The organism is Streptomyces sp. NBC_00466, assembly GCF_041433995.1.
Classification (GTDB): Bacteria; Actinomycetota; Actinomycetes; order Streptomycetales; family Streptomycetaceae; genus Streptomyces.
This window is the reverse complement of record NZ_CP107896.1, coordinates 5,167,793-5,186,405: the sequence shown is the minus strand read 5'-3', so window position 1 is coordinate 5,186,405 and position 18,613 is coordinate 5,167,793. Positions and strand designations below refer to the sequence as shown.

The 18,613-nt window shown below is 71.3% G+C and carries 17 protein-coding genes and 1 riboswitch; of the genes, 10 read left to right on the top strand and 7 right to left on the bottom strand.

The genetic code is table 11. The features are described 5' to 3' along the window. Positions 1-66 precede the first annotated feature (66 nt). Positions 67-2,316, bottom strand: a complete 2,250-nt coding sequence (locus OG210_RS23350; RefSeq protein ID WP_328335396.1) for an acyl-CoA dehydrogenase — start codon at positions 2,314-2,316, stop codon at positions 67-69. 190 nt (positions 2,317-2,506) lie between these two features. Between OG210_RS23350 and OG210_RS23345 the strand changes: the two genes are divergently transcribed. The 5 genes from OG210_RS23345 to OG210_RS23325 all read left to right on the top strand — a co-directional run bounded on the left by OG210_RS23345 (position 2,507) and on the right by OG210_RS23325 (position 8,291). Next, positions 2,507-4,318, top strand: a complete 1,812-nt coding sequence (locus tag OG210_RS23345) for an MFS transporter (protein ID WP_328326031.1) — start codon at positions 2,507-2,509, stop codon at positions 4,316-4,318. Positions 4,319-4,468: 150 nt separating this feature from the next. Then, the gene (locus tag OG210_RS23340) at positions 4,469-5,110 is read left to right on the top strand and encodes a class I SAM-dependent methyltransferase (protein WP_328326033.1); all 642 of its coding nucleotides are present in this window, start codon (positions 4,469-4,471) and stop codon (positions 5,108-5,110) included. Positions 5,111-5,238: 128 nt separating this feature from the next. Next, positions 5,239-6,189: an N-acetylmuramoyl-L-alanine amidase gene (locus tag OG210_RS23335; protein WP_328326036.1), complete on the top strand. Its 951-nt coding sequence runs from the start codon at positions 5,239-5,241 to the stop codon at positions 6,187-6,189. Positions 6,190-6,300: 111 nt separating this feature from the next. Next, positions 6,301-7,167, top strand: a complete 867-nt coding sequence (locus OG210_RS23330; RefSeq protein WP_328326038.1) for a DUF5336 domain-containing protein — start codon at positions 6,301-6,303, stop codon at positions 7,165-7,167. Positions 7,168-7,280: 113 nt separating this feature from the next. Continuing rightward, entirely contained in the window at positions 7,281-8,291 is a 1,011-nt protein-coding gene (locus tag OG210_RS23325) for an LLM class F420-dependent oxidoreductase (RefSeq protein WP_328326040.1), read from the top strand. Positions 8,292-8,375: 84 nt separating this feature from the next. Here OG210_RS23325 and OG210_RS23320 read toward each other — a convergent pair whose 3' ends face one another. Then, a complete protein-coding gene (locus OG210_RS23320; RefSeq protein WP_328326042.1) occupies positions 8,376-9,152 on the bottom strand; it encodes a maleylpyruvate isomerase family mycothiol-dependent enzyme in 777 nt (258 codons plus the stop codon). 99 nt (positions 9,153-9,251) lie between these two features. Between OG210_RS23320 and OG210_RS23315 the strand changes: the two genes are divergently transcribed. Continuing rightward, positions 9,252-9,542 (top strand): hypothetical protein, encoded by a 291-nt coding sequence (locus OG210_RS23315; RefSeq protein ID WP_328326044.1) that lies wholly within the window; start codon positions 9,252-9,254, stop codon positions 9,540-9,542. A 30-nt stretch (positions 9,543-9,572) separates the two neighbouring features. On the opposite strand, the gene OG210_RS23310 is transcribed toward OG210_RS23315, so the two are convergent. Genes OG210_RS23310 through OG210_RS23300 form a run of 3 tightly spaced genes read right to left on the bottom strand, consistent with a single transcriptional unit; the run spans position 9,573 to position 12,751 of the window. Beyond that, a complete protein-coding gene (locus OG210_RS23310; protein WP_328326046.1) occupies positions 9,573-10,652 on the bottom strand; it encodes a prenyltransferase in 1,080 nt (359 codons plus the stop codon). Next, positions 10,649-11,380 (bottom strand): class I SAM-dependent methyltransferase, encoded by a 732-nt coding sequence (locus OG210_RS23305; protein ID WP_327297939.1) that lies wholly within the window; start codon positions 11,378-11,380, stop codon positions 10,649-10,651. Before OG210_RS23305 ends, OG210_RS23310 begins: the two co-directional genes overlap by 4 nt. A gap of 48 nt (positions 11,381-11,428) precedes the next feature. Further along, entirely contained in the window at positions 11,429-12,751 is a 1,323-nt protein-coding gene (locus OG210_RS23300) for a glycosyltransferase family 4 protein (RefSeq protein WP_328326048.1), read from the bottom strand. 208 nt (positions 12,752-12,959) lie between these two features. On the opposite strand from OG210_RS23300, the gene OG210_RS23295 reads away from it, so the two are divergent. Continuing rightward, on the top strand, positions 12,960-13,601 hold the full coding sequence (locus tag OG210_RS23295) for a TetR family transcriptional regulator (RefSeq protein WP_371538558.1): 642 nt from the start codon (positions 12,960-12,962) through the stop codon (positions 13,599-13,601). Positions 13,602-13,644: 43 nt separating this feature from the next. Here OG210_RS23295 and OG210_RS23290 read toward each other — a convergent pair whose 3' ends face one another. Continuing rightward, positions 13,645-13,878 carry a ferredoxin gene (locus OG210_RS23290; protein ID WP_328326052.1) on the bottom strand — a complete coding sequence of 78 codons (234 nt, stop codon included), beginning with the start codon at positions 13,876-13,878 and terminating at the stop codon, positions 13,645-13,647. Continuing rightward, the gene (locus tag OG210_RS23285; protein WP_328326054.1) at positions 13,878-15,353 is read right to left on the bottom strand and encodes an aldehyde dehydrogenase; all 1,476 of its coding nucleotides are present in this window, start codon (positions 15,351-15,353) and stop codon (positions 13,878-13,880) included. The genes OG210_RS23290 and OG210_RS23285 overlap by 1 nt, the downstream gene beginning before the upstream one ends. 209 nt (positions 15,354-15,562) lie before the next feature. On the opposite strand from OG210_RS23285, the gene OG210_RS23280 reads away from it, so the two are divergent. The 3 genes from OG210_RS23280 to OG210_RS23270 all read left to right on the top strand — a co-directional run bounded on the left by OG210_RS23280 (position 15,563) and on the right by OG210_RS23270 (position 18,311). Further along, a complete protein-coding gene (locus OG210_RS23280) occupies positions 15,563-16,651 on the top strand; it encodes an MBL fold metallo-hydrolase (RefSeq protein ID WP_371538555.1) in 1,089 nt (362 codons plus the stop codon). A gap of 194 nt (positions 16,652-16,845) precedes the next feature. Continuing rightward, on the top strand, positions 16,846-17,106 hold the full coding sequence (locus OG210_RS23275; RefSeq protein WP_328326058.1) for a hypothetical protein: 261 nt from the start codon (positions 16,846-16,848) through the stop codon (positions 17,104-17,106). 11 nt (positions 17,107-17,117) lie between these two features. Further along, a complete protein-coding gene (locus OG210_RS23270; RefSeq protein ID WP_328326060.1) occupies positions 17,118-18,311 on the top strand; it encodes an SPFH domain-containing protein in 1,194 nt (397 codons plus the stop codon). Positions 18,312-18,445: 134 nt separating this feature from the next. Then, positions 18,446-18,582, top strand: a riboswitch (cobalamin riboswitch). Positions 18,583-18,613 lie beyond the last annotated feature (31 nt).

The window sequence follows — 18,613 nt, the reverse complement described above, 5'->3', positions numbered from 1 at the left end:
GGGCGCGCCGATCCGATCCAGTGCCGCCCCTCCCCTTCCCCTTCGGCCCCGCCCCTCGAACGGGGCTCACGGATCGCGCGGCAGGCCGAGCAGGCGCTCGGCGACGACATTGAGCTGTACCTGAGTGGTCCCGCCCGCGATGGTCAGGCAGCGGGACATCAGGAAGCCGTGGACGGCCTGCTCCCCCGCCCCTTCGCTCACCGCACCCGCCGGGCCGAGCAGTTCGAGGGCCAGCTCGGCGACCTTCTGCTGGTGCGGGGTCTGCACCAGCTTCCGCACCGAGGCGCCCGCGCCCGGTTCGAGACCCGACACCTGCTGGAGGGTGGTGCGCAGCCCGATGCAGGCGAGGGCGTGCGCCTCGGCGGCGAGCGCGCCGATCCGGGCACGCTGGGCGCCGTCGAGCCCGTCCGACCTGGCGATCAGCGCTTCGAGCCCGGTGGGGAAGGTCAACTGGTCGGCCATGTGGACACGTTCGTTGCCGAGGGTGTTGCGGGCCACCCGCCAGCCGTCGTCGACCGCGCCGAGTACCGCGTCATCGGGCAGCAGCACATCGTCGAAGTACACCTCGTTGAAGAGCGAGTCGCCGGTGATCTCCTTGAGCGGCCTGATGTCGATCCCGGCGGTCCGCTTCATGTCCACCAGGAAGTAGGTGAGCCCCTTGTGCCGGGGCGCTTCCTGGTTCGTACGGGCGAGCAGGATCCCGTAGTCGGCCCACTGCGCCGCCGAGGTCCAGAGCTTCTGGCCGTTGACCAGCCAGCCGCCCTCGACGCGGTCCGCGCGGGTGCGCAGTGAGGCCAGGTCGGATCCGGCGCCGGGCTCCGAGAAGAGCTGGCACCAGAGCACGTCCCCGCGGAGCGTCGGGGCCAGATGGCGGGTGCGCTGTTCGTCCGTCCCGTACGCGAGGAGCGAGGGCACCACCCAGGTGGCGATCCCCAGGTCGCTGATCCGTACTCCGGCGGCCTTCAACTCCTGCTGCACCGCGAGCTGTTGAACCGGGCCCGCACCGAGGCCGTACGGCTCCGCCAGGTGGGGCGCCGCGTATCCGGTGGGGGCGAGGACGCGGCGCGCCTCGGCGGGGTCCAGGCCGTGGGCGGCCCCGATCACCTCGCGGGCCCGCTCCCGGTACGGCGCGGCCTCGGCGGGCAGTTCCAGGCGCAGTTCCCGGCGCGCGCCCGCGGCGGCGAGCCGTACCGCCCGCGCCCGGTGGGTGTCGCCGGGGCCGAGCAGCTGCCGGGCGACGACGGCGCGGCGCAGATGGAGGTGTGCGTCGTGTTCCCAGGTGAAGCCGGTGCCGCCGAGGATCTGGATGCAGTCCTTGGCGCAGCTGTGGGCGGCGTCCAGCGCCGTGGCGGCCGCGAGCGAGGCAACGAGCCCGCGCGCCTCGGCGCTCACCCCGGCGCTCACCCCGGCGCTCGCCTCTGCACTCACCCCGGCGTTCCCCCGAGCGCTCGCCCCGGAGGAGTCGCCGTCCGCTTCGGCGGCCCGCGCCGCGTCCCAGGTCAGCGCCCTGGCCTGCTCGACCCGCAGAAGCATGTCGGCGCAGAGGTGCTTGACGGCCTGGAACTGGCCGATGGGCCGCCCGAACTGCTCGCGCACCTTGGCGTGCTCGGTGGCGGTGTGCAGCGCCCAGGCCGCCGTGCCGCAGGCGTCGGCGGCGAACAGGACAGCCGCCAGATCGGTGACGAGCGCGGCGTCGAGCGTCAGCAGCCGGTCGGCGGGTACGTCCGCGCGCAGCCGCACCTCGGCGGTCGGCCTGGTCGGGTCCACACTCCGCTGGGCACGTACATCGAGATCCGCGGCGTCCACGGCGGCCCAGCGCCCCTCGTGCCGCAACAGGACCAGACCGGCCTCCGCACCGCCGAGTACCGGGTCACCCGCCTCACCCAGGGCCACCGCGCCGGGCCACCGCCCCTCCGCGAGCGGCGCCGCGAGGTCGGGGCGGCCCGCCCGGTGCAGGACTGCGGAGGCCAGCACGGTCGGGAGATAGGGGCCGGGGAGCGCCGCACGGGCGGCCTCCTCCAGGATGACGGCCTGCTCAAGGAGTCCACCGCCCCCTCCCCCGTACTCCTCGGGGAGGTGCGCGCCCAGCAGCCCCTGCGCGGCGAGGGCCGCCCAGTGGGCCGGTGACACACCGCCGCCAACACCACCGGCGCTGTCGCCACTGCCACTGCCAGCCTCGCCGCCGCCGTCGCCGCCGTCGCCGCCGGGTGGCGCGTCGAGCAGTTCGCGGGCCTTCGCCGGCGGCGCCTCCCGCGCCAGCAGCCCCCGTACGGCGTCGGCCAACTCCTTCTGCTCCTGCGTGATTCCGATGCCCATGCGCAGCGAGACTAGAACACGTTCCATTCTGACGGAAGGTCAGATACCGAGGTCGAAGCAGGTGATACAGATCACGCGGTACTTATATGGCGTTTACCGGAATACACGAACCCCTCCGGAAGCTTCATGATGCAACCACTTGGACGCCCGGTCCCCTGCCGGTCCGCCCTACGCCCTGGAGGCTTCACGCATGACACAGGCCGCTCCCTCGCTGCCCGAGATCACCACCGAGGAACCGCGCACCCCCCGTGGCAGGGGCGGCATCGTCCCCGTACTCGCCTTCGCAGGCATCGTCGTGGCCGTCATGCAGACGCTGCTTGTCCCGGTCATCAAAGACCTGCCGACGCTGCTGAGCACCGCCCCGTCGAACGCGACCTGGGTCATGACCGCCACGCTGCTCGCGGGCGCGATAGCCACCCCGATCATGGGGCGGCTCGGTGACCTCTACGGCAAGCGGCGGATGCTGCTCGCCAGCCTCGCCGTCATGGTGATCGGCTCACTGATCTGCGGGTTCACCGACAACCTGCTGGTCATGATCGTCGGCCGTGCTCTCCAGGGCTTCGCCATGGGCGCCATCCCGCTCGGCATCGGCATCATGCGCGACGAGCTGCCCCGCGAGAAGCTCGGCTCGGCCATGGCGCTGATGAGCTCCTCCATCGGCGTCGGCGGCGGGCTCGCCCTGCCGGCCGCCGCCCTGGTGGCACAGCACGCCGACTGGCACGCCCTGTTCTTCGGCGCCGCCGGTCTCGGTGTCATCTCGATGCTGCTCACCCTCGTCTTCGTACCGGAGTCCTCGACCCGCGCCCAGGGCAGCTTCGACACCCTCGGCGCGCTCGGCCTCTCGGCCGGTCTGGTCTGCCTGCTGCTGCCGATCACCAAGGGCTCCGACTGGGGCTGGACCTCGGGCACCACGCTCGGCCTCTTCGCCGGTGCGCTCGCCATCCTGCTGCTGTGGGGCGTGATGGAGCTGCGGATCGCGGCCCCGCTGGTGGACCTGCGCACCACCGCCCGCCGCGAGGTGCTGCTCACCAACCTGGCGTCGATCATGGTCGGTGTCGCGTTCTACGCCATCTCGCTGGTCCTGCCCCAGCTGCTCCAGCTGCCGAAGGCGACCGGTTACGGCCTCGGCCAGTCGATGGTGGTCGCGGGCCTGTGCGTGGCGCCGCTCGGCCTCACGATGATGCTCACCGCGCCCGTCTACGCCAAGATCGCCGCGAAGTACGGGCCCAAGGTCTCGCTGATGATCGGCATGCTGATCATCGCGATCGGGTACGGGGCGGGGCTCGCTCTCATGAGCGCGCCCTGGCAGACCATCATCATCTCGGTCGTCGTCGGCGCGGGCATCGGTCTCGCCTACTCCTCGCTCCCCGCGCTGATCATCGGCGCGGTCGACCCGTCCGAGACGGGCGCGGCCAACGGCCTGAACACACTGATGCGTTCCATCGGCACCTCGGTGTCGAGCGCCGTGATCGGCATGGTGCTCGCGCACTCATCGACCGCGCTGGGCCCGGTGTCCGTACCGAGCATGAGCGGCTTCCGCACCTCGTTCATGATCGCCACGGCCGCGGTCGTGATCGGCCTGGCCTTCGCCGCGTTCCTCCCCTCGCGCAAGCGCGCGGCCATGAAGTCGCGGCCCGTCGCCACGAACGAGAGCAGCACGGCGCCCGTCGTCGAGGCCGCAGCGGCCCTCATCGGAGCCCAGGACCGCGGCCTCCCGGATTTCCGGGGGTTCCAGGGCCGGGTGCTCGACGCCGACGGCACTCCGGTGGCGCGCGCCACGGTCACACTGATCGACCACCGCGGCCGCCAGTCGGGGATCGTGGTCGCGGACGGCGCGGGCGCCTTCGCGCTCGCCGCGCGGTCGGCCGGTACGTACATCCTGGCCGCCACGGCACCCGGCCTCCCACCACTGGCCACCCACGTCGCGTACACGAGCGTGGACCAGCTGGTGGCGGTGGACCTGAAGATGGGCGCGACCGTCCAGGCGAAGGCGAGCCGGTAGGCATCGCCGGGGGCGGGGCGAGTCAGGCAGGCGTCGCCGGGGGCCCGCGCGAGGCCCCCGGCCCCCGGGACTAGCATGGCCCGGCCCGGCCCAGCCGCCCCGGCAAGCCCCGCCCCGTACACCAGCCCCGCCCCGCACAGGAGGATCCCCATGGCCGCCCCCACGCCAGCGACCCTGGCCGCGTTCGAGGCCGCCAAGGGGTTCATGCCCGTGGACGAAGGGCTCGCGCTGTACGAGGCGGCCGTGCTGGCCGCCGGGCTCGGCCTCCCGCTCCTGGAGGTCGGCACCTACTGCGGCCGTTCCACCCTCCTCATCGCCGACGCCGCGCGCGCGGCCGGGGTCCCCGCCATCACCGTCGACCACCACCGCGGCAGCGAGGAGCAGCAGCCCGGCTGGGAGTACCACGACCCCTCCGTCGTGGACCCGGAGGTCGGCCTCATGGACACGCTCCCCACCTTCCGCCGCACCCTGCACAGGGCCGGACTCGAAGACCATGTGATCGCGATGGTCGGCCGGTCCCCGCAGGTCGCCAGGGCCTGGGGCGGACCGCTCGGCCTGGTGTTCATCGACGGCGGCCACACCGACGAGCACGCGAGCGGCGACTACGAGGGCTGGGCCCCGCACCTCGCGGACGGCGGCCTGCTGCTCGTCCACGACGTCTTCCCGGACCCGGCCGACGGCGGCCAGGCCCCGTACCGCGTCTACCTCAGGGCCCTCGCGTCCGGCGCCTTCACCGAGATCTCCGTAACCGGCTCGCTCCGCGTCCTGCGACGCACCGGAACGGGAATCTGAGCACCCGGCCCATCCGGGCCCGCGACCCGGCGGCCGGGCAAGCGGGCCAGGACCGGCCGGCGACGGAACGCCGGACAGCGGCGGGGAAGGCCGGACTGCCGCAGGGAACGCCGGGCTAAGCTCGCGCCGTGCTGTACGACGACGATGACGACACCCGCCCCTCCCTCTCGCGCCGCCTCCGGAAGTCACCGGGGGTGATCACGGTCGCCGCCCTGGTGCCCGCCTGTCTGGCGGGCTGGCTGATCTGGCACGCCGTGGGCGGTCCGGACGAGACGTCGGCCAAGACCCCGGCGCGGACAGAGACACAGACACAGGGCAGCACCCCGAGTGCCACCTCGGCGAAGCCCTCGCACACGGCGGCCGGCGACGACAAGTCCGACAACGGTGCACCCGCCGGGCACAAGCCGCTCGCGGGAAAGGTCGTCGTGATCGACCCGGGGCACAACCCGAACAATTACCGTCACCCGACCGAAATCAACCGCCGGGTGAATATCGGCAATGGCACAACAGAGTGCGACACCACCGGCACTTCGACCAATAACGGTTATGCGGAAGCCCGGTTCACTCTCGATGTCTCGCACCGGCTGCGCGCCCTGCTCGAAAAGCAGGGCGCGAAGGTCAGGCTGACGCAGAACGACGACCACAGTTTCGGCCCCTGTGTGACCGAACGGGCCGCCTTCGGCAACAAGGCGAAAGCCGACGCCGCCATCTCCGTGCACGCCGACGGCTCGTCGGTCGGCCACCGGGGCTTCCATGTGATCCTTCCCGCCCTGGTGAAAGCGGGTACGGCCAACACCGCTGACATCGTGGCCCCGTCGCGCGATCTCGGGACCCGGATCGCCGGAAAGTTCGTCCGGGACACCCGAACCTCTCCTTCCAACTACATCGGCGGCGGTACGGGGTTGGACACCCGGGGCGATCTCGGCGGCCTCAATCTCTCAACCGTGCCCAAAGTGTTCATCGAATGCGGCAATATGCGTGATCCCAAGGATGCCGCTCTGCTCACCAGCGGAAGCTGGCGCCAGAAGGCCGCACAGGGGATCGCTGACGGCATCAGCAGCTTTCTCCACGCGGAGTGACGAGACCCGACACACGACCCGCCGGGGCAGACGATAGATTCACCCCTACGATGGGGAGCCGCCCCCGAGCTCCACGCCGCCCCGACGAGCCGACCTACTAAGGATTCTTACGTGAACATCCGCTCCCTCACACGAGGCGACGGCGTGGTGATCGGAGCAGCGGTGGTGCTGTTCATCGCCTCGTTCCTCGATCTCACCTCTTACGGCAACCAGTGCAGCGGTTCGTACTGTGCCAACCTGAGCAACCCCAGCGCATGGGACTCATTGGGCACGCTGATGGGCATCTACCTGGCCGGCGTCATCGGGGCAGCCCTGATCACCGTGGCCCGCGCCCTGCCGCAGCCGCGCAAGGTCGTGGGTCTCGACATGGCCCAGTTCGGTGTCGCGTTCACCATCTTCGCCGCGTGGACGGGTTTCTGGACCCTGGTCGACGCGTCGAGCCGGGGGGCCGGACTGATTCTCGGGTTCATCGCGGCGCTGGTGCTCGCGGGCGGGGCAGTCGCCGGTCCGCTCCTCCCCGCGCTCAAGGGCCCGCTGTTGAGCGCCCCGAAGCCGGCCGCCGTGACGCCGTCCCCGTACGGGGTGCAGGCAGCCGGTGCGCCGGGCCAGGGCTACGGCTACCCGGGCGCACAGGCCCAACAGCCCTACGGCGCCCAGCCGCAGCCGGGCCAGCCGCAGCCCGCGGCGTTCGGAGGCCAGGGCGGGCACCCCGGTCAGCCGCAGGACACCCACCAGCCCACGGCGGCCCAGCCGCAGCCTTCGGCCGACGCCCCCGCCGGGGAGTTCGCGCCGTTCTGGTTCGCGGTTCCGGTGGCCCGTCCGCTGTACGGGGAGGACGGCTCGCCCGCCCCCATCGCCGAACTGGCCCCGGGCACCTGGTACCTCGCGGTCGAGCAGCGCGGCCCGGGTCTGATCGCGCAGACGCAGGACGGACGGCGCGGCGTGCTCCAGGACACCACGGGTATCCAGCGCGGCTAGCCGCTCCCTTCCGGCCCTGACACCTCACGGCCCCCGCCCCTTCCGGGCGGGGGCCGTTGCGCTTACAGTTTCCTGACGATCCGTCAGTTGTCGTGCGACCGGGAGGCTTTGCGATGCGGCTAGGACTCGCCCTCGGCTACTGGGGCCGCGGCCCGGACCCCGGCCATCTCGAACTGGCCCAGGAGGCCGAGCGACTCGGCTACGCGTCCGTCTGGACCTCCGAGGCCTGGGGCTCCGACGCCTTCACCCCGCTGACCTGGATCGCGGCGCACACCTCCCGTATCCGGCTGGGGACGGCGATCGTCCAGATGGCGGCCCGCACCCCCACCGCCACCGCGATGCACGCTCTCACTCTGGACCACCTCTCCGGCGGCCGGATGATGCTGGGGCTCGGGCTTTCGGGCCCCCAGGTGGTGGAGGGCTGGTACGGACGCCCGTTCCCCAGCAGCCCGCTCACCGCGACGCGTGAGTACGTCGACGTCATCCGCCAGGTCCTCAGGCGGGAGGCCCCGGTCGAGCTGGACGGCCGCTTCCACGCGCACCCGTACCGGGGCGCGGACGGCACCGGTATCGGCAAGCCGCTCAAGCCGATCACGCATCCGCTGCGGGCCGGACTGCCCATCCTGCTGGGGGCCGAGGGACCGAAGAACATCGCCCAGACCACCCGTATCGCGGACGGCTGGCTCCCCCTGTACTGGTCGCCGACCCGCTTCGACGTCTACGAGGCGTCGCTCGCCGGCCTCCCCGACGACTTCATGATCGCGCCGATGGTCCGTGCGCACGTCTGCGACAGCGTGGCCGACGGCCTGCTCCCGGTGAAGGCGATGCTCGGCTTCTACATCGGCGGCATGGGACACGCGGCCCGCAACTTCCACGCGGATCTGATGGCACGGATGGGGTTCGAGACCGAGGCCCACCGCATCCAGGAGCTGTTCCTCGCGGGCCGCAAGGAGGAGGCGGTGCTGGCAGTTCCGGACGCGTTCGCCGACGAGATCTCACTGGTGGGTCCACGCCAACGGATCGCTGAACGACTGGAGTTGTGGCGCAAGGGCCCGGTGACCGACCTGCTGGTGACGGCTCCGGACCTGACGACGCTGCGGGTCCTGGCAGAGCTGAACACCTGAGCGGCACCGGGACCCGTACCCGTACCCGTACCCGTACCGACTGTCCCACTCACGACAGACAGCCGGCGTCGCCACGAGTTCAAGCTAGAACGAGGCCCGCTCCAGCCAGAAGTCCAGCAGTTCCCGGTCCCCCAGCACCTCCACCCGGTCGCTCCCCGCGGGCAGCCGCCGGTAGAAGACCTGGAGCACGTCGGTCAGCGGACCCCGCAGCGCCACCGTCGCCTTCTCGTGCGCCCGGCGCCAGGTGAACCCGTCGTCGCCGAACTCGATCAGCCACTCCGCACCCGGCGCGTCCGTGGCATGCAGATGGATCGACCGGCCCGCTCCCCGCAGGTCGGTCACGCCCTTCTCGCCGTGCGCCAGGGCGAAGGCCAGGATCTCCAGCCACTCGTCGATGGTGTCCGCCGCGATGTCCGCCTCCACCTCGAACGGCACACCGGCCGTGAGGTCCGCGTCCGCCCGGTGGACCACCGTCTCGTGGACCATCCGGCGCGCCCAGAACCCGGCGTGCTGATCGGCCGCCCATGTCCAGACCTCGGCGTCCGGGCCCGCCGCCCGCAGGGTCGACGCGAGCCGCGCGGCGCCCTCGGCCAGCCAGTCGCCCAGAGCCTCCGGGGCGTCGTCGGCCGGACCGGCGCTGTCCGGCACCTGGTCGGGCGGAACCGCCTCGGTGGCCTTCGTCCGTACGATCGTCTCGGCCCAGCGGTGCGCGCGACCCACATGGCGGACCAGCTCCCCCAGGCTCCACTCCGGGCAGGTCGGCACCGTCGCCGTCAGGTCGGCTCCGGCCAGCGCCGCCCCCAACAGGTCGGTCTGCCGCAGAAGTTCGGTGCAGTAGCGGTCATGTCCCAGTTGCGTCATGGAGCCACCCTAGACAGCGCCGCCTCCCGGGGCACCCGCGATTCCGCCGTCGGCGCACACAGAGGTTTCACGCAAGCACAAGCGGCAACACGTTCGACCATGTCCAGATATTCGAGCGCAAGCAACCCGGCGGCGAAAGCCATCATGGTGGTCGCCGATGTCATGGCCTTCATCCTGGGCCTGTGGATTCTGATGTATCTCCTGGAGGCGAACCGGGCCAATGACCTGGTGACCTTCGTCCACCACGCGGCCGACTGGCTGGCCGGCTGGTCCCGCGACCTGTTCACCTTCAACGAGGCATGGGCCCGCGTCGTATCGGGCTACGGTCTCGCGGCGGTCGTGTACCTCTTCATCGGCCACCTCGTCGCGGGCCGGGTGCGCCGGCACTGAGCCGCCGGTGGCACGGCCCGCGCCGAACCGTCAGCGGCAGCAGTCGGGTTCGAGCCCGGCCGGCAGCCGCTCCGCCCCGAAGACCGCGGTGGTCGCCTCGTCCCCGCCGAGCGCGGCCACCGCGAGCAGCAGTGATCCCGCAGTCCAGCTCGTACGCTCCAGCGGCCACAGTGCCCGGTCGTCGAACACGTACCCCGTCCAGTACATGCCGTCGTCCGCACGCAGGTGCCGGATCGACTGGAGTATCTCCAGCGCCCGGTCCGACTCCCCCATCACCCAGAGCGTCAGGGCGAGTTCACAGCTCTCGCCGCCGGTCACCCAGTTGTTGGGCAGCACACAGCGCACCCCGAGGTCCGGTACGACGAAGCGGTCCCACTCCGCGTCGATCCGCTGCTTCGCCGCCGCTCCGCCGACCGCGCCACCGAGCACCGGGTAGTACCAGTCCATCGAGTAGCGGCTCTTGTCGAGGAAGCGCTCGGGGTGGCTGCGGATCGCGTGTCCCAGCGCGCCGGTCGCCAACTCCCAGTCGGGCTGCGGCTCCTCACGCTCTTCGGCGAGCGCGAGCGCACAGCGCAGCGCCTGGTAGACGGACGAGGAACCGGTCAGCAGCGCGTCCTCGACGACCGCCCCGCCCTCCTCATCGGGCTCCCTCTTCCAGCCGATCTCGCCGCCGGGCTGCTGGAGTCGGAGCACGAACTCGACCGCGGCCCGCACGACGGGCCACATCCGTTCGGCGAACGTGTCGTCGCCGGTGGCCAGATAGTGGTGCCAGACTCCGACGGCGACGTACGCGCAGAAGTTGGTCTCCCGGCCCCGGTCGGTGACCCGGGCCGCGTCGCCGTCCTGGTAGGCGGCGTACCAGGAGCCGTCGTCGTTCTGGTGCCGGGCGAGCCAGGCGTACGCGCGCCCGGCGGCCTCGTGCTCGCCCGCGGCGTCGAGCGCCATGGCCGCCTCGGTGTGGTCCCACGGGTCGAGGTGGTGCCCGCGGAACCAGGGGATCGCGCCGTCCTCGCGCTGGACGGCGAGGATCCCGGCGACCGTGCGGGCGGCCTGCTCGGCGGTGAGGACTCCGGGCAGGACCAGATGTTCCGTACGGCCCGGTGAGGTCACGCGTCCACCCGCGGCGTGTGCGGCTTGGTCGCGTACGCCACGAAGCTCTTGCCGACGACCGGGTTCAGCGCGCGCTCGGCGAGCCGGGTCGCCAGCGGTTTCTTCATGATGTCCCAGACGAGGAGCTGGTGGTAGGCGCGGACCGGCAGCGCCTTGTCGTTGTCGACGCCGAACGCGCACTTGAGCCACCAGTACGGCGCGTGCAGTGCGTGCGCGTGGTGGCTGCCGTACGGGCGCAGCCCCGCCTCGCGGATCTTGCCGAGGAGTTCGTCCGCCTTGTAGATCCGGATGTGGCCGCCCTCGACCTCGTGGTAGGCGTCGGAGAGCGCCCAGCAGACCTTCTCTGGTCCGTACCGGGGGACGGTGATCGCGATCCGGCCGCCGGGCTTCAGCACCCGCACCATCTCGGCGAGCACGCCCTTGTCGTCCGGGATGTGCTCCATGACCTCGGAGATGATCACGACGTCGAACGAGGCGTCGGGGAACGGCAGATTGAGCGCGTCGCCCTCCATGGCGGTGGCGGTGGCGCCCGCGGGGGCCTCGCCCTCCTCCTTCATGGCGGCGAACCACTTGGCGACCTCGCGGATCTCCTCGCCGTTCTGGTCGAGTGCCACCACCTGCGCACCGCGCCGGTAGCACTCGAAGGCATGCCGGCCCGCGCCACAGCCCAGGTCGAGTACACGGTCGCCCGGAGCGAGCGGGAAGCGGGAGAAGTCCACGGTCAGCACGGGGGTCTGCCTTCTTCGCTAGGGGTAGGGGAGGGGATGCGGCGCGGCCTAGGCCGGCACGGAAGGGGTACCGGGGCGGCGGGCGGCGATGGCTTCGCGGTAGCGCTCCGCGGTGCCGATGGCGGCCTGCTTCCAGGTGAAGCGGGCCAGGACGCGTTCACGCCCGGCCGCACCGAGGCGGGTGCGGAGCACGGGGTCGGTGAGCAGCCGGGACAGGGCTCCGGCCAGCGCGCCGGCGTCGCCGGGGGGCACCGCGAGGCAGGTCTCGCCGTCGGCGCCGGTGACCTCGGGGATGGCTCCGCCGGTCGTCGCGACCAGCGGGGTGCCGGTGGCCATCGCCTCGGCCGCGGGCAGCGAGAAACCTTCGTAGAGCGAGGGCACGCAGGCGATCTGCGCGCCGCGCACCAGGTCGACCAGCTCCTGGTCGCTGATGCCCTTGACGAACCTGACCGCCCCGTCGAGTCCGTACCGCTCGATGGCCTGCGCGACCGGTCCGTCCTCGGCGCGTCTGCCGACGACGACGAGGTGGGCGGCCGGGTGCTCGGTACGGATCTTGGCGAGCGCCTCGACCAGGTGGATCAGGCCCTTGAGCGGTACGTCGGCGCTCGATGTGGTCACGATCCGCCCGGGCACCTCGGCCACGGCCGGGTCGGGCGACCAGAGTTCGGTGTCGGCGCCGATGTGCACGACGTGGATGCGGTCCTCGCGCACCCCGAGGTCCTCGATGATCTCCTGCTGCGAGGAGCCGGAGACGGTGAGGACGGACGGGAGCCTGCGGGCGACCCGCTTCTGCATCCGGGTGAAGCCGTACCAGCGGCGTACGGAGGCGCGGCGGCGCCAGCCGTCGGCGGCCGCGAGGTCGAGCCGCCGGTCGACGGTGATGGGGTGATGGACGGTGGTGACCAGCGGCGCGCCGAGGTCGCCGAGCAGTCCGTAGCCGAGGGTCTGGTTGTCGTGGATGACGTCGAACTCGCCGCGCCTGGCGAGGAGATGGCGCCGGGCGCGCAGCGAGAAGGTCAGCGGCTCCGGGAAGCCGCCGGTCCACATGGTGCCCACCTCGACGGCGTCGATCCAGTCGCGGTACTCGTCGCGCCCCGGGGTGCGGAAGGGGTCCGGGCTGCGGTAGAGGTCGAGGCTGGGCAGCTCGGTGAGCGGTACGCCCTCGTCCAGCACCGGGAAGGGCTGGGCACCGATCACCTCGACGCTGTGGCCCAGCCGGGCCAGCTCCCGTGAGAGGTGCCGGGCGTAGACGCCCTGACCTCCGCAGAAAGGATTGCCCTTGTACGTGAGGAACGCGATACGCAACGAGCCCCGGGCACCGGCGGCGGAACCACCGGCAAGGGGGCCCGCTTCTATGGCCTCAGCGGTCACACTCGGCCCCCTTCTCGCAGCAGTCCCGGCGGAGCGTAGTCGCTCACGCTAATCTAGAACAAGTTCTCGCAAGCCTGGGGTCCGAGGGCACCCCCGGAAGAACTCAGCCAGACTTGATCGTTCAATGAGCTTCGAATCTACCGGCTGGTAGCTCCGTCGCAGCAGCCGGATCAGGTGATTCGCGCCACGGCGGGATCGGATGGGACAGATGACTGTGGAAGCCAGACCGGCGTCGCCGCCCCTGACGGAGCGGCAGGAGGCGCGCCGCCGCCGGATTCTGCACGCGAGCGCCCAGCTGGCCAGCCGCGGCGGCTTCGACGCGGTGCAGATGCGTGAGGTCGCCGAGTCCTCCTCGGTGGCGCTCGGAACGCTCTACCGGTACTTCCCCTCCAAGGTCCATCTGCTGGTCGCCACCATGCAGGACCAGCTCCAGCATCTGCACACCACCCTCCGCAAGCGGCCCCCCGCGGGCGACACCCCCGCCGAGCGCGTCGCGTCGACGCTGATGGGCGCCTTCCGCGCACTCCAGCGTGAGCCGCATCTGGCGGACGCGATGGTCCGGGCGCTGACCTTCGCCGACCGGAGCGTCAGCCCCGAGGTGGACACCGTCTCCCGTCTGACGACGGCGATCATCCTGGACGCGATGGGCCTGGAGCACCCCACCCCCGAGCAGCTCTCGGCGGTCCGGGTCATCGAGCACACCTGGCACTCCGCGCTGATCACCTGGCTGTCCGGGCGGGCGTCGATCGCCCAGGTGAAGATCGACATCGAAACGGTCTGCCGGCTGATCGACCTGACCGGCCCGGACAGCGGCCCGGACAGCGGCCCGGGCCGGATCGCGCCCCCGTAGCGCTTACGGTGCTCCCGCCGGACAGGGCGATCCCCGCCGGGCGCTACTCGTCCGGCGGGAAGACCGTCTCGCCGCTCCCGAGCAGCGTGATCATGATGGCCTCGACCGGGCAGCCCTCCGCGGCGGTCAGCACCTTCTCGCTCGCGTCGGTCTCCGGCGGCCGCGGGTGGGACTGGCGCGCCGAGTCGAGTTCGAAGCCGTCCGGTGCGTGGTTCACGCACATCCCGGAGCCGATGCAGACGGACCGGTCGACCTCCACGCGCCAGCGGTCCCCCATTACTCCGCCTCGCCCGCTGCCGGTTCGTACCCGGCGGGGAGATGGATCATCTTGTGCTCGAAGTACTCGCCGTACCCCTCGGGCCCGAACTCCCTGCCCACTCCGGAGTTCTTGTAGCCGCCGAACGGCCCGAGCATGTCCAGGCTGAAGGTGTTCACGCTGTACGTGCCCGTCCTGACCCGGCGCGCGATCTCGATGCCGTGCTCGACGTCCGCCGTCCACACACTGCCGCTGAGCCCGTAGTCGGAGTCGTTGGCGATTTTCACGGCCTCCTCCTCGTCCCCGTAGGGCAGCAGGCAGATCACCGGGCCGAAGATCTCCTCACGGGCGATCCGCATCGAGTTGTCGACGTCTCCGAAGAGGGTCGGCTCGACGTACCAGCCGTCCTCAAGGGCTGCCGGACGGCCGCCGCCGGTGAGGATCTTGGCGCCCTCTTCCTGGCCGATGCGGATGTAGTCCAGTGAGCGCTGCTGCTGACGGCGCGCCACCAGCGGGCCGACCTCGGTCGCCGGGTCCAGCGGGTCGCCGACCTTGAGCGCACCCGCCGCCGCGGCGAACGCCTCGGCGATCTCGTCGTACCGGCTGCGCGGGACCAGGATCCGGGTCTGGGCGACACACGCCTGCCCGTTGATCATCCAGGCGAACGGCACAATTCCCGCGACCGTCGACTCCAGGTCCGCGTCGGGCAGGATGATCGCCGCCGACTTGCCGCCGAGCTCCAGGGTCACCCGGGTCAGATTGCGCGCCGCGACCTCCATCACGCGCTTGCCCGCGGCGACGGAGCCGGTGAACGACACCTTGTCGACGCCCGGGTGTCCGACGAGGTACTCACTCACCTCGCGGTCGGCCGGGAGGATCGACAGCACCCCCTTCGGCAGCCCTGCCTCGCTGACGATGTCGGCGAGCACATAGGCGTCCAGCGGGGTCTCCGGCGAGACCTTCAGGATCGCCGGGCAGCCCGCGAGCAGCGCAGGGGCGAGCTTGGCGGCGGCCGTGAACTGCGGGACGTTCCACGGAACCACCGCGGCCACCACCCCGACCGGCTCACGCCGTACGAGCAGCTTGCCGAGGACACCGTCCCGGCTCTCCTCGTACGGGAAGGCACGGGCGGTCGTGATCGCCGCGTCCCACACCATCATCGCGGCGAGCGCCTGCACCATGGTGCTGGAGGTGTACGGGGTGCCGTTCTGGGAGCTGATGACCCGGGCGATCTCCTCGTACCGCACGGCGAACGCGTCCTTGATCCGGGTGATCACCTCGATCCGTTCGTCCAGCGACATCCGGGGCCAGGGGCCCTCGTCGAACGCCTGCCGCGCCACGGCGACAGCGCGGTCCACATCGGCCTCGGACGCGTGCGGTACGCGCCCGATGACCTGCTCGGTGTGGGGCGAGACGACCTCGATGACGTCGGTGCCGAGTGGTTCCGCCCACTCCCCGCCGATGAAGAGCTGCCGGTGTTCCACAAGCTCGGTCATGACTGACTGCCTCCCGGTGGACACTTTCTGACGCTGTATCAGAAACTGATACCAGTTCTACTTCGCATCCGGAACCCCCAGGGGGGCGCCGGGACCGGTCCGGGCAGGACCGGCGGGGTCGATGGAACCGGTTCTAGTTATAGTGAGTTCGCGATCAAAGGCATTGCCCCGGACGAGAGTTAGTGCCCCGGAAGAGAGTTGAGGACGCCATGGCGCAGGTGACCGAGCACGGCGGAGGCGTCTGGTCCATCGAGGTCCCGATTCCGGACAACCCCCTGGGCCACACCCTGGTCCACGTCGTCGAGACGGACCGCGGCCCCGTACTGATCGACACCGGCTGGGACGACCCCGACTCCTGGGACGCGCTGGCCTCGGGCCTGGCAGCCCTCTCCCTCTCCGTCACGGACATCCACGGCGTCCTCATCACCCACCACCACCCCGACCACCACGGCCTCTCCGGGCAGGTGCGCGAGGCGTCCGGGGCCTGGCTGGCGATGCACGCGGCCGACACCGAGGTCGTCAAGCGCACCCGCGGCGCCGAGCCGGCGGTCTGGCTGGAGTACCTCACCCGGAAACTCGCCGCCGCCGGAGCGCCCGACGAGCACATCGCACCGCTGCGCCGGGCCCGCGCCTCCGGCGGAACGCGGACGCTCCCGGGACTGCGGGCCGCCGTCCCCGACCGCGAGATCGTCCCCGGCGACCTGCTGCCGCTGCCCGGCCGCAGGCTCCGCGCCATCTGGACGCCCGGCCACACCCCGGGCCATGTCTGCCTCCATCTGGACGAGGAGCACCCGACGAACCGGCCGGGCAACGGGCGGCTCTTCTCCGGCGACCACCTGCTGCCCGGCATCACCCCGCACATCGGGCTCTACGAGGACCCGGACGACACCACGGCCGCGTCGTTCGAGCGGGGGGACCCGCCCCCACTCTCAGCTTCGTTCGAGCGGGGGGACCCCCTTGGCGACTACCTGGACTCGCTGGAACGGATCGGCCGGCTGGCCCCCGCCGAGGTGCTCCCCGCCCACCAGTACGCCTTCACCGACGCCGCCGCCCGGGTACGGGAGTTGCTGGCCCACCACGAGGACCGGCTCCGGGATCTGCTGACCCTGCTGGCCCAGCCGCAGACCCTCTGGCAGATCGCCGAGCGGATGGAGTGGAACCGCCCCTGGGAGCAGATACCGCACGGCTCACGCAATATCGCGGTCTCGGAGGCCGAGGCCCATCTGCGGCGGCTGGTGAAACTGGGGCGGGCGGAAGCCCTCACCGGCAGTGACCCCGTGACCTATATGGCGGTATAGCCGGAAACTTAGCCCCGATCCTTCCGGTACGCGCCCGAGGCGGCGGCAGACCACCCCGGATCAGGCCCGCCGCCCGTACGTCACCCGCTTCCCGCCCGCGTCCGAACTCGGGACCAGCGGAGGATAGTCCGCAGGTCGGAGTAGCGTTAGGGTCATGCATTCAGTACCGCACATCACGAGGGGGGCGGCCGCCGATGGCGCCGGACGAGGCTGTGATCGGCTGCACGGGGAAGCTGATCCTGGCAACGCGCGGATCCGCCGGTCCCGGTGAGGTTCTGATCCAGGTCAGAGGGGGCTGGGAAGCCTTTCTCGCCTGGTCCACGGAGCCCTTGTCGTACGGGGCGACAGTGCTCGTGATCGAATCCCGCGGTACTCGCCAGGTCGACGTCATCGAGTGGACCGATCCCGTGGACCCGCTGGATGCGCTGACCCTCGACCCCGGCGACACCGACTAAGGAGACCAAGGATGTTGGGTTATCGCGTTCCAGCGCCGGACGAGGCCATGCTCATCTCCGGAGGCAGGCGTGGTCTGGGCGGTGCGCCCTTCAGGGTCGTGACCGGCCACGGAAAGTTCGTACTTCCGGTCTTCCGCAAGACCCGCTTCCTGACCCTCGCGATGTGCGAGGCGGAGGTCGCCGAGACCTGTGTGACCCGGCAGGGCATCGTGCTGACCGTGCGGGCCGTCATCGCGTTCAAGGTCGGCAACGACACCGAGAGCATCGTCAACGCCGGCCAGCGCTTCCTCTCCGACCAGGACCAGATGTCGGTGCTGACCGGGCGGATCTTCTCCGGTCATCTGCGCTCGATCATCGGCTCCATGACCGTCGAGGAGATCGTCACCGAGCGGCAGAAGCTCGCCACCGAGGTGCTGGAGACCTCCAAGACGGAGATGGCCAAGATCGGCCTGATCGTGGACTCGCTCCAGATCCAGTCGATCGACGACGGCGAGACCGGTTATATCGCCGCCATGTCCGCCCCGCACACGGCGGCCATCCAGCGGCAGGCGCAGATCGCCCAGGCGCAGGCCACCCAGGCGTCCGTCGAGGCGCAGCAGGAAGCCACCCGTAACCAGGCCGAGTACCAGCGGCAGACCGCCGTCGTACAGGCGCAGTACTCGGCGGAGGTGGACCGGGCGCAGGCGCAGGCCGCCCAGGCCGGTCCGCTCGCCCAGGCGCACGCGCAGCAGGAGGTGCTCGCGGCCCAGACCGAACTGGCCCAGCGCGCCGCCCAGTTGCGCCAGCAGCAGCTGGTCGCCGAGATCGTGAAGCCCGCCGAGGCCGACGCCGAGCGCATCAGGGTGCTGGCCGTGGCCGAGGCCGAGCGGATGAAGATCCAGGCCGCGGCAGCCGCCTCGTACGACCGGGTGGCGCTCGACCGGATGCTGATCGACCAGCTCCCGCAGATCGTCAAGGAGGCCGCGTCCGGCCTCGCGGGCGCCAATGTCAACGTGCTCAACGGCGCGGACGGCCTGGGCGAGATCGCTGCCGGTCTGGTGGGCCAGGGTCTGACGATCCTCGACTCGGTACGGAAGAACCTGGGCGCGCAGGACGACGACGCCCACCAGGGCGGCCGGGGCGCGGAGATCCAGCGCTACCTCGGCGCGAAGTCCGGCAAGGACAATGGCGACAACGGCGACAACGGGCCGATCGACATCAAGTAGAACCGGCCGGCCGTCCTGTACGGCCCCGGGCCGTACAGGACGGGCACGGACGAGAACAGCGAGAACGGACGGCGGCGCACCGGATCCAGCGGTGCGCCGCCGTCCGTTTCCCTGGCCGCCCCCAGGGGCGCTCAGGGGCGGTCGGTACAGTAAGACGGTCGTCATCACACCCGTACAGGGGGAAGCCGGTGCAATTCCGGCGCTGACCCCGCAACCGTAAACCGCCTGCCCCAGGCGGTGAGCCGGACCGCCCTGTACGGAAGTGACCGGCTCGTGCCACCGGAAGCCTCCGGTGGCCGGCA

Bases quoted from the DNA above. Each gene is read 5' to 3' on its own strand.
- OG210_RS23320 (WP_328326042.1), bottom strand. From the start codon at position 9,152: ATGACGCAACTGGGACATGACCGCTACTGCACCGAACTTCTGCGGCAG.
- OG210_RS23275 (WP_328326058.1), top strand. From the start codon at position 16,846: ATGGCGCCGGACGAGGCTGTGATCGGCTGCACGGGGAAGCTGATCCTG.
- OG210_RS23270 (WP_328326060.1), top strand. From the start codon at position 17,118: ATGTTGGGTTATCGCGTTCCAGCGCCGGACGAGGCCATGCTCATCTCC.
- OG210_RS23280 (WP_371538555.1), top strand. From the start codon at position 15,563: ATGGCGCAGGTGACCGAGCACGGCGGAGGCGTCTGGTCCATCGAGGTC.
- OG210_RS23350 (WP_328335396.1), bottom strand. From the start codon at position 2,316: ATGGGCATCGGAATCACGCAGGAGCAGAAGGAGTTGGCCGACGCCGTA.
- OG210_RS23340 (WP_328326033.1), top strand. From the start codon at position 4,469: ATGGCCGCCCCCACGCCAGCGACCCTGGCCGCGTTCGAGGCCGCCAAG.
- OG210_RS23345 (WP_328326031.1), top strand. From the start codon at position 2,507: ATGACACAGGCCGCTCCCTCGCTGCCCGAGATCACCACCGAGGAACCG.
- OG210_RS23325 (WP_328326040.1), top strand. From the start codon at position 7,281: ATGCGGCTAGGACTCGCCCTCGGCTACTGGGGCCGCGGCCCGGACCCC.
- OG210_RS23285 (WP_328326054.1), bottom strand. From the start codon at position 15,353: ATGACCGAGCTTGTGGAACACCGGCAGCTCTTCATCGGCGGGGAGTGG.
- OG210_RS23295 (WP_371538558.1), top strand. From the start codon at position 12,960: ATGACTGTGGAAGCCAGACCGGCGTCGCCGCCCCTGACGGAGCGGCAG.
- OG210_RS23315 (WP_328326044.1), top strand. From the start codon at position 9,252: ATGTCCAGATATTCGAGCGCAAGCAACCCGGCGGCGAAAGCCATCATG.
- OG210_RS23290 (WP_328326052.1), bottom strand. From the start codon at position 13,878: ATGGGGGACCGCTGGCGCGTGGAGGTCGACCGGTCCGTCTGCATCGGC.